Source organism: Kitasatospora sp. MBT66 (genome assembly GCF_000710405.2).
Classification (GTDB): domain Bacteria; phylum Actinomycetota; class Actinomycetes; order Streptomycetales; family Streptomycetaceae; genus Kitasatospora; species Kitasatospora purpeofusca.
In genome coordinates, this window is sequence record NZ_JAIY01000009.1 from 36,383 (window position 1) to 50,764 (window position 14,382).

Annotated in this window: 4 protein-coding genes and 1 pseudogene; 1 reads left to right on the forward strand and 4 read right to left on the reverse strand. The window is 75.6% G+C overall.

Translation table 11 applies throughout. The features are described from left to right. The first annotated feature begins 56 nt into the window (after nt 1–56). Nucleotides 57–1,365: pseudogene (locus BI06_RS24315) on the forward strand (amidohydrolase). 70 nt (nt 1,366–1,435) lie between these two features. Here BI06_RS24315 and BI06_RS24320 read toward each other — a convergent pair. The 4 genes from BI06_RS24320 to BI06_RS51125 all read right to left on the reverse strand — a co-directional run bounded on the left by BI06_RS24320 (nt 1,436) and on the right by BI06_RS51125 (nt 14,345). Further along, entirely contained in the window at nt 1,436–2,455 is a 1,020-nt protein-coding gene (locus tag BI06_RS24320) for a chitinase (protein WP_043471627.1), read from the reverse strand. A 192-nt stretch (nt 2,456–2,647) separates the two neighbouring features. Beyond that, complete coding sequence (locus BI06_RS24325) at nt 2,648–2,818, reverse strand: MbtH family NRPS accessory protein (protein WP_233290280.1); 171 nt, start codon at nt 2,816–2,818, stop codon at nt 2,648–2,650. 55 nt (nt 2,819–2,873) lie between these two features. After that, nucleotides 2,874–3,617 (reverse strand): 3-oxoacyl-ACP reductase FabG, encoded by a 744-nt coding sequence (gene fabG, locus BI06_RS24330; RefSeq protein ID WP_030395408.1) that lies wholly within the window; start codon nt 3,615–3,617, stop codon nt 2,874–2,876. A gap of 69 nt (nt 3,618–3,686) precedes the next feature. Continuing rightward, complete coding sequence (locus tag BI06_RS51125) at nt 3,687–14,345, reverse strand: non-ribosomal peptide synthetase (RefSeq protein WP_051741768.1); 10,659 nt, start codon at nt 14,343–14,345, stop codon at nt 3,687–3,689. Nucleotides 14,346–14,382: the final 37 nt, after the last annotated feature.

Below are 14,382 nucleotides of genomic sequence, written 5' to 3' on the forward strand. Positions count from 1 at the left end.
CGCCATCGGGCCCCGGCGGGGAATCGGCGGCTCGGCCCCTCCGGGGGCGACGGTCGGTGGACGGCCGTGTCGTCCGATCGGTCGATCCCCCTGCTGGGAATCGGCGGGACACTGGATCTTTCCCGTCCTCAGCGCCCCCTGACCGAGAGGCTGACCCCCATGGCCGCCCCCGCCGTCACCGTGTTCCGCGACGTCCGCCCGTACGGCGCCGAACGGGCCGTCGACCTGGTCGCCGTCGACGGCCTGCTGGTCGACCGGCTGCCGGAGGGCGCCGAGCCGGAGGTGGTCGACGGCGTCGGCCGGATCGCGCTGCCCACCCTGGTGGACGCGCACATCCACCCGGACAAGACCGCCTGGGGCGAGCCCTGGTACAGCCGGCGCCCGGCCGGTTCGCTGCCCGAGTACGTGGAGGGCGACGTCGACCTCCACCGGCACCAGCGCACCCCGCTCGCCGAGCGCGCCCACCGGCTGCTCGCCCACGCCGTGGCCTCCGGCACCCGGGCCGTCCGGGCGCACGTGGACGTCGCGCCCGCGTTCGGCCTGGCCGGGGTGACCGGTCTGGCCGAGGCACGGGAGCGGCTGGCCGGGGCGCTGGACGTCCAGCTGGTCGCGTTCCCGCAGCACGGCGTCCGCCGCACCCCCGGGGCGGGGGAGTTGCTGGCCGAGGCGGCGGCGGGCGGGCTGATCGACGCGGTCGGTGGCATCGACCCGGACGGGTTCGACGGCGGTCCGGACGGCGAGGGCCCGGCCCAGCTCGACCTGGTCTTCGGTCTGGCCGAGCGGTACGGCTTGCGGCTGGACGTCCATCTGCACGACCGGGGCGACCGGGGACTCGCCCCGCTGCGCGACATCGCCGCGCGGACCAGGGCGGCCGGTCTGGCCGGCCGGGTGGTGGTCAGCCATGCCTTCTGCGTCCCGGAGTTGGGCGGCGAGCGGTTCGACGAGCTCGCCGAGCTGCTCGCCGGGTCCGGCGTCGGGCTCACCACCATCGCCCCCTCGGCGCACCAGGTCCTGCCGTTCCGTGAACTCCGGGCGCACGGCGTGCGGGTGGGCCTGGGTTCGGACGGCGTGCGGGACTCCTGGAGCCCGTTCGGCAACGCGGACATGCTGCACCGGGCCCACCTGCTCGGCTGGACGACCGACGCCCGCACGGACGAGGAGTTGGCCGCGTGCTTCGCGCTGGCCGCCGACGGCGGTGCCGAGCTGCTCGACCTGCCGAGGGTCACCCTGGAGCCGGGTTCGCCGGCGGACTTCATGCTGGTGTCCGGCGAGTGCCTCCCGCAGGTCGTCGTCGACCTGCCGCCGCGCGAGCTGGTGGTCCGGGCCGGCCGGGTGGTCGCCAGGGACGGCCGCTACCTGGGCTGACCGGCCGGGGGCGCGGCTGCGGCGGACCGGCCGCCGCCCCCCGGCCGCCGCCCCCCCCCCGGCCGGGGGCTCAGCCCTGGTACTGGACGACGATCTTCGTGAACTCGTACGGGGACTGCGCGACGCCGCTGCACGCGTCGGCGTCGGTGCCCGAGCCGCAGGCGCGGTCGCGGTTGACGGACCAGAAGGCGTACCGGGCGATGTGGTGCTGCTGGGCGTAGCCGAGCAGGGTGCGGAAGTCGGCGGTGGTGACGGTCTCGCCGGCCTCGTCGGTCTTCCCGTTCATCGAGGACACCCCGATGTGCCGGTAGGCGGCGTCGTCGCTGTAGCCGTAGGCGCTCTTCACCGCCGCCTTGAGGCCCTCCAGGGCGCCGACCGAGGCCTGCCCCATGGTGCCGCTGTGGCCGCCGAAGTCGAACGGCATGACCACCCAGCCGTCGTTGGCGAGGCCGGCCGCCGCGCCGCGCTTGATGAGGTCCTTGCCGGTGGCGTCCGGGCCGGTGGGCGTGGTGCCCATGGTGATGTAGGTGACCAGGCCGGGGTTCTTGGTCTTGACGATCTTCAGGGCGTCGACCACCCGCTGACGGACCGTCGCGTTCCCGAACTCGGTGTCCTCGATGTCGATGTCGAAGGCCTTGAGCTTGTAGGCGTCGATGACCTTCTGGTAGGCGCCGGCGAGCGCGCTCGCGCTGGAACACTTCTCGCCCAGCTTGTTGCCGCTCCACCCGCCGACCGAGACCACCACATCGCCGCCGGCCGCCCGGATCGACTTGATCGCGGCCTCGTCGGAGCCCCCGGTGAGCGGCCGGCTGCCGTCCCACTTCGGGTTGCACCCGCCGTCGGAGAGGATGAAGGCCAGCGTGAACCACTTGACGCCGGTCGCCTTCATCACGTCCGTCGGCTTCTGCGGGTTGCCCCAGCCGAGGTACTCGTAGGGCGCGGCGGCCATCCCGGGCGCGGCCGCGACGGCGGGGTTCGCGACGGCCGGGTCCGCTGCGGCGGAGGCCACCGGGGCCAGCAGGAGGGCGGCCGGACCGAGGGTGGCGGCCAGCAGCGGGGCGGTGAGGCGGACTCCGATGGTCTTGCGCATGCCAACTCGCTTTCGTCGATCCGCCGCACAGGGCTGACGGCAGCTCAGGGGGAGGTGGAGGAGGACCGCCCGCGGCGGACGACGACGGCGCCCGCGGCGGGTGTCTCACAGAATCGGGGTCCCGGGCCGCGGGGTCAATGGATTTGGTTAGGAAAGTTTCCGAATGATTCGAGGAGAGGTGAAGGACACCGCTCAGGAACGCGGCGGAAGCGGGCGGACGTCGGGCCGGGTCGCGTCGACGTGGGCCGCGCAGGACTCCTCGGTGCCGGTGAATCCGGTGGGGTGCCAGCCGGCCGGGGCGGGGCGGTCGGCGGGGTGGAGGGCGTGCTGCTGTTGGTCGTTGACCAGGACGGTCCATTGCACGATGGGCTCCAGGGGTGAGCAGGGGAGGGCGGGGCGGCCGGGGCGGTGGGTCGGGTCAGCGGAAGCCGCCGTCGATCCGGAGCACCTCGCCGGTGAGGTAGCTCGCCCGGTCGGAGAGCAGGAAGGCCACCAGGTCGGCCACCTCCTCCGGGCGGCCGAGGCGGCGCAGGGCGACCTGTTCCAGGGACCGCTCGACGGCCTCCTCGGGCAGCTGCGCGACCAGGTCGGTGTCGATGTAGCCGGGGGCGACCGCGTTGGCGCGGATGCCGTAGCGGCCCACCTCCTGGGCGAGCGAGCGGGTGAAGCCGATGATCCCGGCCTTGGTCGCCGCGTAGTTGGTCTGTCCGGCGTTGCCGCAGATCCCGGCCACCGAGGACAGGTTGACGATGGCGCCGTGGCGGCGCAGCACCATGCCGTCGACGACCGCGCGGCAGGCGTGGTAGACCCCGCTGAGGTTGACCTGCAGCACGTCCTGCCAGTCCTCGTCCTCCATCAGCAGCAGCGGGGTGTCGCGGAGGATCGCCGCCGAGGCGACCAGTGCGGTGATCGGGCCGAGCGCGTCCTCGGCGCCGTCCACCAGGTCGCGGACGGCCTCGGCGTCCGCGACATCGGTCCGCCGGACGTAGGCGGCACGGCCGAGGTCCAGCAACTCCTTCTCCAGGGTGCGGGCGGCGTCGGCGTCGGCGCTGTAGCAGAGGGCGATGTCGTAGCCGTCCTCGGCCAGCCGCAGGGCGGTGGCGCGGCCGATGCCGCGGGTGCCGCCGGTGATCAGCGCGACGGGGTTGGCGGTGCGGTTCATCGAAGGCCTTTCGGGTCGGGAGGCGCGGGAGGCGCGGGAGGTCGGGCCGGTGAGGGGCGGTCGGGCGGGTCAGCCCGTCGGGCGGTCGCGGACGCGGCGCCGCAGCTCGGCCAGCGGGAGGTCCGGCCGGTGCGTCAACAGCTCCAGCACCAAGGGCCACTGGCGCATCATGGCCGCCATCGACTCCGGGTCGATCCGGTCCGGTGAGTACAGCCACAGGCCGCGCAGCCCGGCCTCGGACTCGTGCATCATCAGATAGAGGTCGGCGTTGTGCGGGCGCATCTCGGTGACCAGCTCCGGGATCACCTCGGCGTCGCCGACGTCCAGGCTCAGCGGCGCCGCCGTGAGGCCGTGCAGGTCCAGCGGGTCGCCGGCCACGTTCAGCAGGTTGAACAGCAGCCGCAGCGGGTTGTGGTCCTCCCCGGCGTCCTTGCGGAGCTGCCGCAGCGGGACCTCCTGGTGCAGATGGGCGTCCAGGACACCGGCCCGGACGGCGGCCAGCAGCTCGCGCACGGTCGCGTCCTCGGCCGGGCGGGGGCGGACCACGACCGGGTTGATGAAGAAGCCGATCATCTGCTCGGTCTGCGGGTGCTCCCGGCCGGCCAGTGGGAAGCCGACCGCGAGGTCGCCGCCCGGTTCCTGCCCCGGCGCCTCGCCCCGCGCATAGCTCTGCAGCAGCAGGTGGAAGCCGGTCAGCAGCAGCATGAACAGCGTCACCCCCTCGCGCTGCGCCGCCTCCTTGAGCGCCGCGGTGATCGCGGGCTCCAGGACGAAGCCGCTGGTGTACCCGGTGACGGCCTCGGCCCGCTGGTGCTCCGGCGCCTCGAACCGGGGCAGCGCCGGCAGGTCCGCCAACAGCCCCTCCCAGTAGGCGAGATGCTCGTCGAGCACGCCGTCCGCGAGCCGCCGCCGCTGCCAGGCCGCCCAGTCCGGGTACTGGACGGACGGCGCGGGCAGCCGCGGTTCGCGGCCCAGCACCCGGGCCGCGTACAGCTCGCCCAGCTCGCGGCCCAGCAGCGCGTACGACCACAGGTCGACCACGATGTGGTGCAGCACCAGCACCAGCACCCATTCGCCGGGTTCGGTGGCGATCAGGGTGCCCCGCACCAACGGGCCCTCGGCCAGCCGGAACGGGCGGTCCACCTCGGCCGCGACCAGCCGGCGCACCGCCTCCCGGCGGTCGGCGGCGGGGTGCTCGCGCAGGTCGACGGTGGCGAGCGGCCAGCCGCCGACGGGGTCGGCGAACTGGCGCCAGTCGCCGGGCCCGTCCTCGACGATCCTGGTCCGCAGCGCCTCGTGCCGCTGCACGATCGTGTCGAGGCTCGCCCGCAGTGCCGCCGGGTCGAGGACGCCGGTGAGCACGGTCGCGGTGATGACGTTGTGGTGCGAGGACTCCGGGTCGACGGGCTGGTGCACGATGTCCAGCTGGGCGAAGGACAGCGGCACACCGTGGGTGCGGTCGGCCGGCGGCACCGGACCGGCGGTTCGGGCGGGTCGGCGCCGTCGGCGGTCGGTGTTCCCCGCGGGCGGCGGACCGCCGGCACCGGGCAGGGCCGCGCAGCCCGCCACGGCCCTGAGGGCGGCGAACCAGGTCTCGGCCAGTTCGCGCACCTCGGGCTCGGTGAGCACGCCCTGCGCCCAGGTCCAGCCGGCCGCCAGTCGGGGGCCGTCGGGGCTGTCGTAGGTGACGGCGTTGAGCTCCACGGGGTGGGTGAGCAGGCCGACCGGGGCGTCCGGGTCGCCCAGGGCGAGCGCCGCGTCGGCGGTGACCGGTGCCCAGGGGGTGTCCGGTCCGGCGTCGGCGAAGCGCCCGAGGTAGTTGAAAGCGACCTGCGGGGCGGGCAGTTCGGCCAGTGCGGGGGCGGTCGCGGGGTTGAGCCGGCGCAGCAGCCCGTGGCCGAGGCCGTCGCCGGGCAGCGCGGCCAGCTGTTCGCGGATCCGGACCACGGCGGCGGCCAGTTCGGTCCCGGCCTCGGTGACCCGGGCCCAGCTCAGCGGGCCGGGGGCGAGCCGGACCGGCTGGACGCCGGTGAACCAGCCCACGGTGCGGGACAGGTCGACGCTGTCGGCGAGGTCCTCCTGGCGGCCGTGGTTCTCCACGGCGACCAGGACGCCGTCGGCCGGCGGGTCCAGCGGCGCGCGGCGGCGGCGCCACTCCTCCAGGGCGATGCCGAACGCGGCCAGCAGCACTTCCTGCACGCCGGTGTGGAAGGCGCCGGGGGCGGTGCCGAGCAGTGCGGCGGTGTCCTCGGGCGGGAGGGTGAGGACCAGCCGCCCGGTGCCGGTGCCGGTGCCGGTGCCGGTGCCGGTGCCGGTGCCGGTGCCAGTGCCAGTGCCAGTGCTGGTGTCGGTGCCGGTGCCGGTGACCGTGCCAGTGGTGGGCAGCAGTGCCGGGGTGCCGGTCAGCAGCCGCTGCCAGTCGGGGAGTTCGGCCAGCCGGTGCGGTGCCGCGGCCTCGGCGGCCAGCAGCTCCGACCAGCGCCGCACCGAGGTGCCGACCGGCGCCAGCAGCACCGGACGGTCCGCGAGCACGGCCTCGCCGGCGGCCCGCAGGTCCGGCAGCAGGATCCGCCAGGAGACGCCGTCCACCACCAGGTGGTGCAGGACCAGCAGCAGCCGGCCGGGCGTGTGCTCCCCGGTGTCCAGCCAGACCGCCCGGAGCATCACCCCGGCGGCCGGGTCCAGTCGGCGGCGGGCGGCGCCGGCCTCGGCGGCGGTCAGCGCCCGCAGTTGCCCGGAGTCCGCTCCGGCCGCGTCCGTCCGGACCAGGTGGTCGGCGACCCGCACCGAGCCGACCGGGCCGGTCTCCAGCTCCCAGCGGCCGTCCGGGCCCACGGTCAACCGGGAGCGCAGCACGGCGTGGTGGTCCACCAGCGCCTGGAGCGCGGCGGTGAGCCGCGGCAGGTCCAGCACCCCGGCCGGCGGCAGGGCGATCACCGCCTCCTGGCTGAACTCGTCGATCGGGGCGTCCAGTTCGCGCAGCCACTCGGTGATCGGGGTGGGCCCGACCGTACCGACGCCGTCGTCCTCGGGCCCGGCCGTCCCGTCCGCCGGGACGGCCACGGCCGCCAGCGCGCCCACCGACTGATGGGCCAGGACGTCCCGGGCACTGATCATCAGCCCGGCGCTGCGGGCCTGGGAGACCACCTGGATCGCCTGGATGCTGTCACCGCCGAGGTCGAAGAAGCCGTCCCCGGTGCCGACCTCGGGCAGTCCGAGCACCTCGGCGAAGATCGCGGACAGGGTCTCCTCGACCGGGGTGCGCGGCCGGCCGGACCCGGCGCCCGGGGCGAAGCCGGGGGCGGGCAGCCGGTCGCGGTCCACCTTGCCGTTGGCGGTGAGCGGCAGCTCGGCGAGCACCACCACCGCCGCCGGGACCAGGTACGGCGGCAGCTCGGCGGCGAGCGCGGCCCGCACCTCCGCCGGGTCGGGCGCGGCCCCCGGGCGGGGGACCAGGTAGCCGACCAGGGTGCGCTGCCCCGGCCGGTCCTCCCGGACCGTCACCACGGCCCGGGCCGCGTCCGGACGGGCGGACAGCGCGGACTCGATCTCGCCCAGCTCGATCCGGAAGCCCCGGACCTTCACCTGGTGGTCGGTGCGGCCGAGGAAGTCCAGCCGGCCGTCCGCCCGCCACCGGACGAGGTCCCCGGTCCGGTACATCCGGGTGCCGGGCGCGCCGAACGGGTCGGGCAGGAAGCGGCGCGCGGTCAGCCCGGGCCGGCCCAGATAGCCGCGGGCCAGGCCGGCGCCGGCCACGAACAGCTCGCCGGGCACACCGGCGGGCACCGGCCGCAGTCCCTCGTCCAGCACGTACACCCGGGCGCCCGCGATCGGCCGGCCGACCGGCGGGGCACCGGCGCCGGGCGTCAGCGGCCCGGTCAGGGTGGCGCACACCGTGGTCTCGGTGGGCCCGTAGGCATTGACCATCCGCCGGTCCGCCGACCACCGGTCGGCCAGCGCGGCCGGGCAGGACTCGCCCGCGACCACCAGGGACAGTCCGGCGGGCAGTCCGCCCTCCGGCACGGCGGCCAGCACACTGGGCGGCAGCGTCGCGTTGGTGACGCCGTAGCGCTCGCAGGTACGGGTCAGCGGCTCGCCGGGCAGCAGCTCCTCCTTGGGGACGACCACCAGCGCGGCGCCGGTCAGCAGCGCGTCGCAGCGCTCCGCCACCGAGGCGTCGAAGCTCGGCGAGGCGAACTGCAGCACCCGGCTGTGCTCGTCCAGCCCGAAGCCCTCGGCCTGCGCCGCGACCAGGCCCGTGATGCCGGTGTGGGTGACCACCACGCCCTTGGGGGTGCCGGTGGAACCCGAGGTGTAGATGATGTACGCCGCGTGGGCCGGGGTCAGCGGCTCGGCGCGGTCGGCGTCGGTCGGTGCGACGGCGGGGCGGGCGGCCAGCTCCGCGAGCACCTCGGGCCGGTCCAGCCGCAGCACCGGGACCTCGCTCTCCGGCAGGGCGGCGGCCGACCCGTCGTCGGTCAGCAGCAGCACCGGGCGGGCGTCGTCGAGCAGGAAGGCGATCCGTGCCGCCGGGTAGTCCGGGTCGACCGGCAGGTAGGCGGAGCCCGCCTTGACCACGGCCAGCATGGCCACCACCGACCGGGCCGAGCGCCCCAGCGCCACCGCGACCGGCCGCTCCGGGCCCGCCCCGCGGGCGATCAGCAGATGGGCCAGCCGGTTGGCCTCGGCGTCCAGCTGGGCGTAGGTCAGCTCCCGCCCGGGGTCGACGACGGCGGTCCGCTCCGGAGTGCGGGCCGCCTGGGCCTCGAACAGCGCGGGCAGGGTGGCGGGGGAGTGGGCCGGGAGTCGGCCTCCGGCCCAGTCGGTCAGCAGCAGCTGACGCTCGTCGGCGGAGAGCAGTTCGGCCTCGGCGACCGGGCGGTCCGGGGCGGCGCACACCGCCAGCAGCATCCGCCGCAGGCGTTCGGCCAGCAGCTCCACGGTGGCCGGGTCGAAGACGTCGGCGTTGTACTCCACCACGCCGTCGATCCCGGCGGGCGCGCCGTCGCCGGGGGCGCGGCGGCCGGTCAGCGAGAACACCAGGTCCATCCGGGCGCCGCCGCTGTCCACCGGCACGGCCTGCTCGGTCAGACCGGGCAGGCCGAGCACCGCGTCCGGGACGTTCTGCCAGGCCAGCAGTACCTGGAAGAGCGGGTGGTGCGCGGTGGAGCGGGCCGGGCGCAGCGCGTCCACCAGGAACTCGAACGGGACGTCCTGGTGGGCGTACCCGTCCAGGCCGCGTTCGCGGACCCGGGCCAGCAGCTCGCGGAAGCTCGGCGCCCCCGACAGGTCGGCGCGCAGCACCAGGGTGTTGACGAAGAAGCCGACCAGGTCCTCGGTGGCGGCGTCGGTGCGGCCGGCGACGGTCGCACCGACCGGGATGTCGTCCCCGGCGCCGAGGCGGTGCAGCAGGGCGGCCAGGGCCGCGTGCACGACCATGAACTCGCTGGCGTCGTGCCGGCGCGCCAGCGCGGCGACGGCGGTGTGCAGTTCGGCGTCCCAGCGCAGGGCGACGGTGCCGCCGCGGTGGGTGGCCGAGGCCGGGTGCGGGCGGTCGGCGGGCAGCGCGATCCGCTCCGGCAGTCCGGCCAGGGCCTCGCGCCAGTAGGCGAGTTGGGTGCTGCGCAGGCTGTCCGGGTCGTCCTGGCCGCCGAGCAGCCGGTGCTGCCACAGGGTGTAGTCGGCGTACTGGACCGGCAGCGGCGCCCACTGCGGCGGGCGGCCGCCGAGGCGCGCGGTGTAGGCGGTGGCGAGGTCGCGCCCGAGCAGGGCGACGGACCAGCCGTCGGCCGCGATGTGGTGCACCACCAGGACCAGGGTGTGCGACTCCGGCCCGTGCAGCAGCAGTTCGGCGTGCAGCGGGATCCGGCGGGCGAGGTCGAAGGTGTGGCGGGCGGCGGCACGCACGGCCTCGGCGGCCGCGGCTGCCTCGGGAAGTTCGGTCACGGTCAGCACCGGGCGGGCGGCGGCCGGGTCGAGCACGTGCTGGCGCGGCACCCCGCCGGTGTCGGGGAAGACGGTGCGCAGCGCCTCGTGCCGCTCCACCACGTCGGCGAGTGCGGCCCGCAGGGCGTCGGTGTCCAGCGGGCCGGTCAGCCGTACCGCCATCGGGATGTTGTACGTGGCGGAGGGGCCCTCCAGCCGGTCGAGGAACCACAGCCGGCGTTGGGCGAAGGACAACGGGAGTTCGGCGGGCCGGGCCTCGGGGGCCAGCGCCGGGCGGGGCGCCCCGGGGGTCCGGTCGGGGTCCTCGGCGGCGAGGCGTGCGGCCAGTCCGGCCACCGTCGGGGTCTCGAACAGTGCCCGGACCTGGACCTCGGCGCCCAGGGCGGACCGGATCTGGGAGACCAGCCGGGTGGCGAGCAGCGAGTGGCCGCCGAGGTCGAAGAAGCTGTCGTGGACGCCGACCGCCGGCACCCCGAGCACCTTGGCGAACAGCGCGCAGAGCGCCTCCTCGCGCTCGTCGCGCGGGGCGACGTACACCGCGTCGAGGTCGCGGCGGTCGCCGTCGGGCGCGGGCAGCGCCTTGCGGTCGGTCTTGCCGTTGGGGGTCAGCGGCAGCGCGTCCAGCAGGACGAACGCGGACGGGACCATGTAGCCGGGCAGGCGTTCGGCCAGGGCGGAGCGCAGCGCCGGGACGAGGCGGCGGGCGAGCCGGCGCCGGGTGCCGCTGACGAGGCGGCCCCAGTCCGGTTCGGTCGCGGGCGGCCGCACGGTGCTCGGGACGAGCGACGTGGGCCCGCCGTCGGCGTCGGGCCGGTGGGCGAGCAGGGTGAAGGCGCCGTCCGGGCCGTGCTCGGACCAGTCGAGGTCGATCCGGTAGCCGAGTGCCTCGCCGAGGGCCCAGAGCTCCTCGGGGTCGACGGCCTCGGGACGGTCGGCGGGCGGTTCGCGGCCGTCGTCCAGCCGTCCGAGGGTGTCGGCGAGTTCGCGCAGGCGGGCGTTGGGCACGCCGGAGACGGCGAGCAGCGCGGGCCGCCGAGTCGCGAGGAGCTCGCGCAGCGCGGCCACGCTCAGGCCCTCGGCGGCCCAGTCCAGCGGATCCGGCTCCAGCGGATCCGGTGCCGGGGCCTCCGGGGCGGTGGCGGCCGGTCGGGTGGTGGCCGGTCCGGTGGTGAGGACGACGTCGTAGCGGAACCGGGTCAGCTCATTGGCGGTGGCGGCCCGCTTGGGCAGCACCCGGACCTCGCGGACCGCCGGGAATCGGCTCGGCAGCGCGGTGAACAGCGCGGGGTCGAAGACGAGTTCCTCGTCCTCGGCCAGCCGGCGGCGGGTCCGGGCGAGCAACTCGGTGGGCGGCAGGCCCGGTTCGGCGTGGGCGAGCTGGACCGACAGGTGGAAGGACTCCAGCAGCGGCAGGCTGCGGATGTCGCCGAGGAACAGCGAGCCGCCCGGGGCGAGCCGGGGCAGCGCGCCCTCGATCACCCGCAGCAGGTAGCGCTCGTCCGGGAAGTACTGGACCACCGAGTTGAGCACGATCACGTCGAAGAGCCGCTCGGGCAGCCGGTCCAGTCGGTCGGCCGCGCAGAGGTGCAGCGCGACCTCGCCGAGGGTGCCGGCGGCGCCGTCGACGACCTCGCGCAGGCCGGTCAGGGCGACCTCGGAGATGTCGGTGCCCGAGTAGTGCTCGACCTCCGGGGCGACCCGCTGGAGGATCAGGCCGGTGCCGCAGCCGATCTCCAGCACCGAGCGGGGGCGCAGGGCGAGCACCCGCTCGGCGGTGCGGTCGGCCCACTCGCGCATCTCGCCGGCCGGGATCGGCTCCCCGGTGTAGCTGCTGTTCCAGCCGCGCAGGTCCTCGCCGGGGATCCCGGGGACCGTGGCGACGGGGGCGGGGCCGTCGTCCGGGTCGTCGTAGGCGGTGTCCCAGATCCGCCGCCACTCCTCGACCTGGTCCGGCCACTCCTCCGCCGGGCCGGGGCCCCCGTCGGCCGACGGCACCACGTAGGCCACCAGCCGCTGGTCACCGGGGACGTCCTCCCGGACCGTCACCACCGCGTGGCCGACCTCGGGCTGCCGGGCCAACTCGCTCTCGATCTCGCCGAGTTCGATCCGGAAGCCCCGCACCTTCACCTGGTGGTCCAGCCGCCCGAGGAACTCGATACCGCCGTCGCGCCGACGGCGCACCAGGTCCCCGGTGCGGTAGAGCCGGTCCTGCGGCCCCGCCCCGAACGGGTGCGGCACGAAGCGCTCGGCGGTCAGCTCCGGCCGGCCCAGGTAGCCCCGGGCCAGGCCGGCGCCGCCGATGTACAGCTCGCCGGGCACCCCGGGCGGCGTCAGCCGGCCCTGCTCGTCGAGCACGTGCAGCTCGGTGTTGGCGATCGGCGCGCCGATCGAGATCGGGCCGTCCCCGACCTCGGCCACCGCCGACCAGATGGTGGTCTCGGTGGGCCCGTACATGTTCCACAGCTCCACACCGCCGGCCCGCAGCCGCCGGGCCAGTTCGGCGGGCAGCGCCTCGCCGCCCGCCAGCGCCTTCAGCCCGGGCGCGCCCGGCCAGCCCGCGTCCAGCAGCATCCGCCAGGTGGACGGGGTGGCCTGGACGACGCTCGCCCCGGAGGCGGCCAGCAGCCGGGACAGCTGCTCGCCGTCGGCGGTCGCGCCGCGCTCGGCGACCACCACCCGGGCGCCGGTGACCAGTGGCAGCAGCAGTTCCAGCAGCGAGATGTCGAAGGAGTGGGTGGTGACGGCGAGCAGGGTGTCCTCGGCCGTCAGACCCGGCCGTTCCCGCATCGAGCGCAGGAAGTTCGCCAGCGCCCGGTGCGGGACCTGCACGCCCTTGGGGCGCCCGGTCGAGCCCGAGGTGTAGATGACGTAGGCGAGGTCGTCCTCGGCCACCGCCGGGTCCTCGGCCGGTTCGGCGGCAGGCTCCTCGTAGGGCTCGTCCAGGCACAGCACCTCGGCGGCGGTCGTGGGCAGCCGCTCCGCCACCGGCCGCTGGGTGAGCAGCACCGGCAGGCCGGAGTCGGCCAGCATGTACGCGATCCGCTCCGCCGGGAACCCGGGGTCGATCGGGACGAAGGCGCCGCCCGACTTCAGGACCGCCAGCAGCGCCACCACCAGGTCGACCGAGCGCTCGGTGCACACGCCCACCAGGACCTCCCGGCGCACGCCGTGCCCGCGGAGGCGGGCGGCCAGCCGGTCGGAACGCCGGTCCAGCTCCGCGTAGTCCAGCGCCTCGGCGCCGCAGCGCACCGCCTCGGCGGCCGGGGTGCGGGCGGCCTGCTCGGCGAACAGGCGGTGCACCGGCGCCCGGTCCGGCCACTCCCGGCGGGTGTCGTTGCCCCGCTCGCGCAGCCGCCGCTCCTCCTCTGCCGACAGCATCGGCACCGCGCCCACCGGAAGGTCCGGACCGTCGAGCAGCTGTTCCACCAACAGCCGCAGGTGGTCGGCCAATTGGTCGACGGTGGCGGCGTCGAACAGGTCGCTGTTGTACTCGAAGCGGCCGCTCAGGCCCTCCGGCCGGTCGAAGACCTGGAGCTCCAGGTCGAAGCGGGCGGTACTGCCGGCCACCTCGATCGGCTCCAGGTGCAGCCCCGCCACGTCGAAGGAGGGCATCGCGATGTTCTGGAACACGAAGGAGACCTGGAACACCGGGGTGCGGGAGAGGTCCCGGCGCGGGTGCAGCTCCTCCACCAGCCGCTCGAACGGCAGCTCCTGGTGGGCGAACGCGCCCAGGCACACCGGCCTGACCCGGCCCAGCAGTTCACGGAAGGACGGCGCGCCCGAGAGATCGGTGCGCAGCGCCAGCATATTGGCGAAGTAGCCGATCAGCCGCTCCACTTCGGGGCGGCCCCGGTTGGCGACCGGCACGCCGACCACCACGTCCTCCTCCCGGGTGTAGCGGTGCAGCAGTACCTGGAACGCGGCGAGCAGGGTCATGAACGGGGTGACGCCCTCGGCGCGGCTGAACTCCCGCACCCGGTCCATCAGTTCGCCGGACAGTGCGAACGGGCGGGAGCCGCCGCGGGTGCTCTGCACGGGCGGGCGGGGCCGGTCGGTGGGCAGTTCCAGGGCGGCCGGAGCCCCGTCGAGCGTGCGCCGCCAGTACTCCAGGTCGGCCCGCGCGCCGTCGCCGTCCAGCCGCTTGCGCTGCCACACCGCGTAGTCGGCGTACTGGATCGGCAGTTCGGGCAGCGCGGGCTCGGTGCCGCCCGCGTAGGCGCCGTAGAGCGTGACCAACTCGTCCAGGAACACCGAGGTGGACCAGAGGTCGCCGGCGATGTGGTGGATGGTGAGCAGCAGTACGTGCTCGTCGGCGGCGAGCCGCAGGAAGCGCATCCGCACCAGCGGACCGGTGGCCAGGTCGAACGGGCGGGAGAACTCCTCCCGGGCCAGGGCCTGCACGCCCTCCTCGCCCTCCGGTCCGGCCAGATGCTCGCACGGCACGACGGCGAAGCCCGGCTCGGCGCCCTCGGTGACCACCTGGACGGGCTCGCCGTCCACCGCCCGGAAGGTGGTGCGCAGCGCCTCGTGGCGGCGGGCGATCGCGGAGACGGCGCGCCGCCACAGGTCCAGGTCGAGCGGGCCGCGGATCCGGGTGGCGCCGCAGACGTTGTAGGCGGTGTCGCCCGGCGTCAGCTGGTCCAGGAACCACATCCGCTGCTGCGGGAAGGAGGCCGGGAACCGGTGCTCCCGGGGCCGGGCGGCCTTCTTGCGGCGCAGGCGTTCGGCGAGGAGCGCGCGCTTCTCGGCGGCGGAGAGCGTCGCGGGGTCGGGGGTGGTCATCGCACGTCCGTCCTCGGGTGTTCCGTGGGTGTCGCGG

Excerpts from the sequence above, each read along its gene's own strand:
- BI06_RS24320 (WP_043471627.1), bottom strand. The coding sequence starts at position 2,455 with ATGCGCAAGACCATCGGAGTCCGCCTCACCGCCCCGCTGCTGGCCGCC.
- fabG (WP_030395408.1), bottom strand. The coding sequence starts at position 3,617 with ATGAACCGCACCGCCAACCCCGTCGCGCTGATCACCGGCGGCACCCGC.
- BI06_RS51125 (WP_051741768.1), bottom strand. The coding sequence starts at position 14,345 with ATGACCACCCCCGACCCCGCGACGCTCTCCGCCGCCGAGAAGCGCGCG.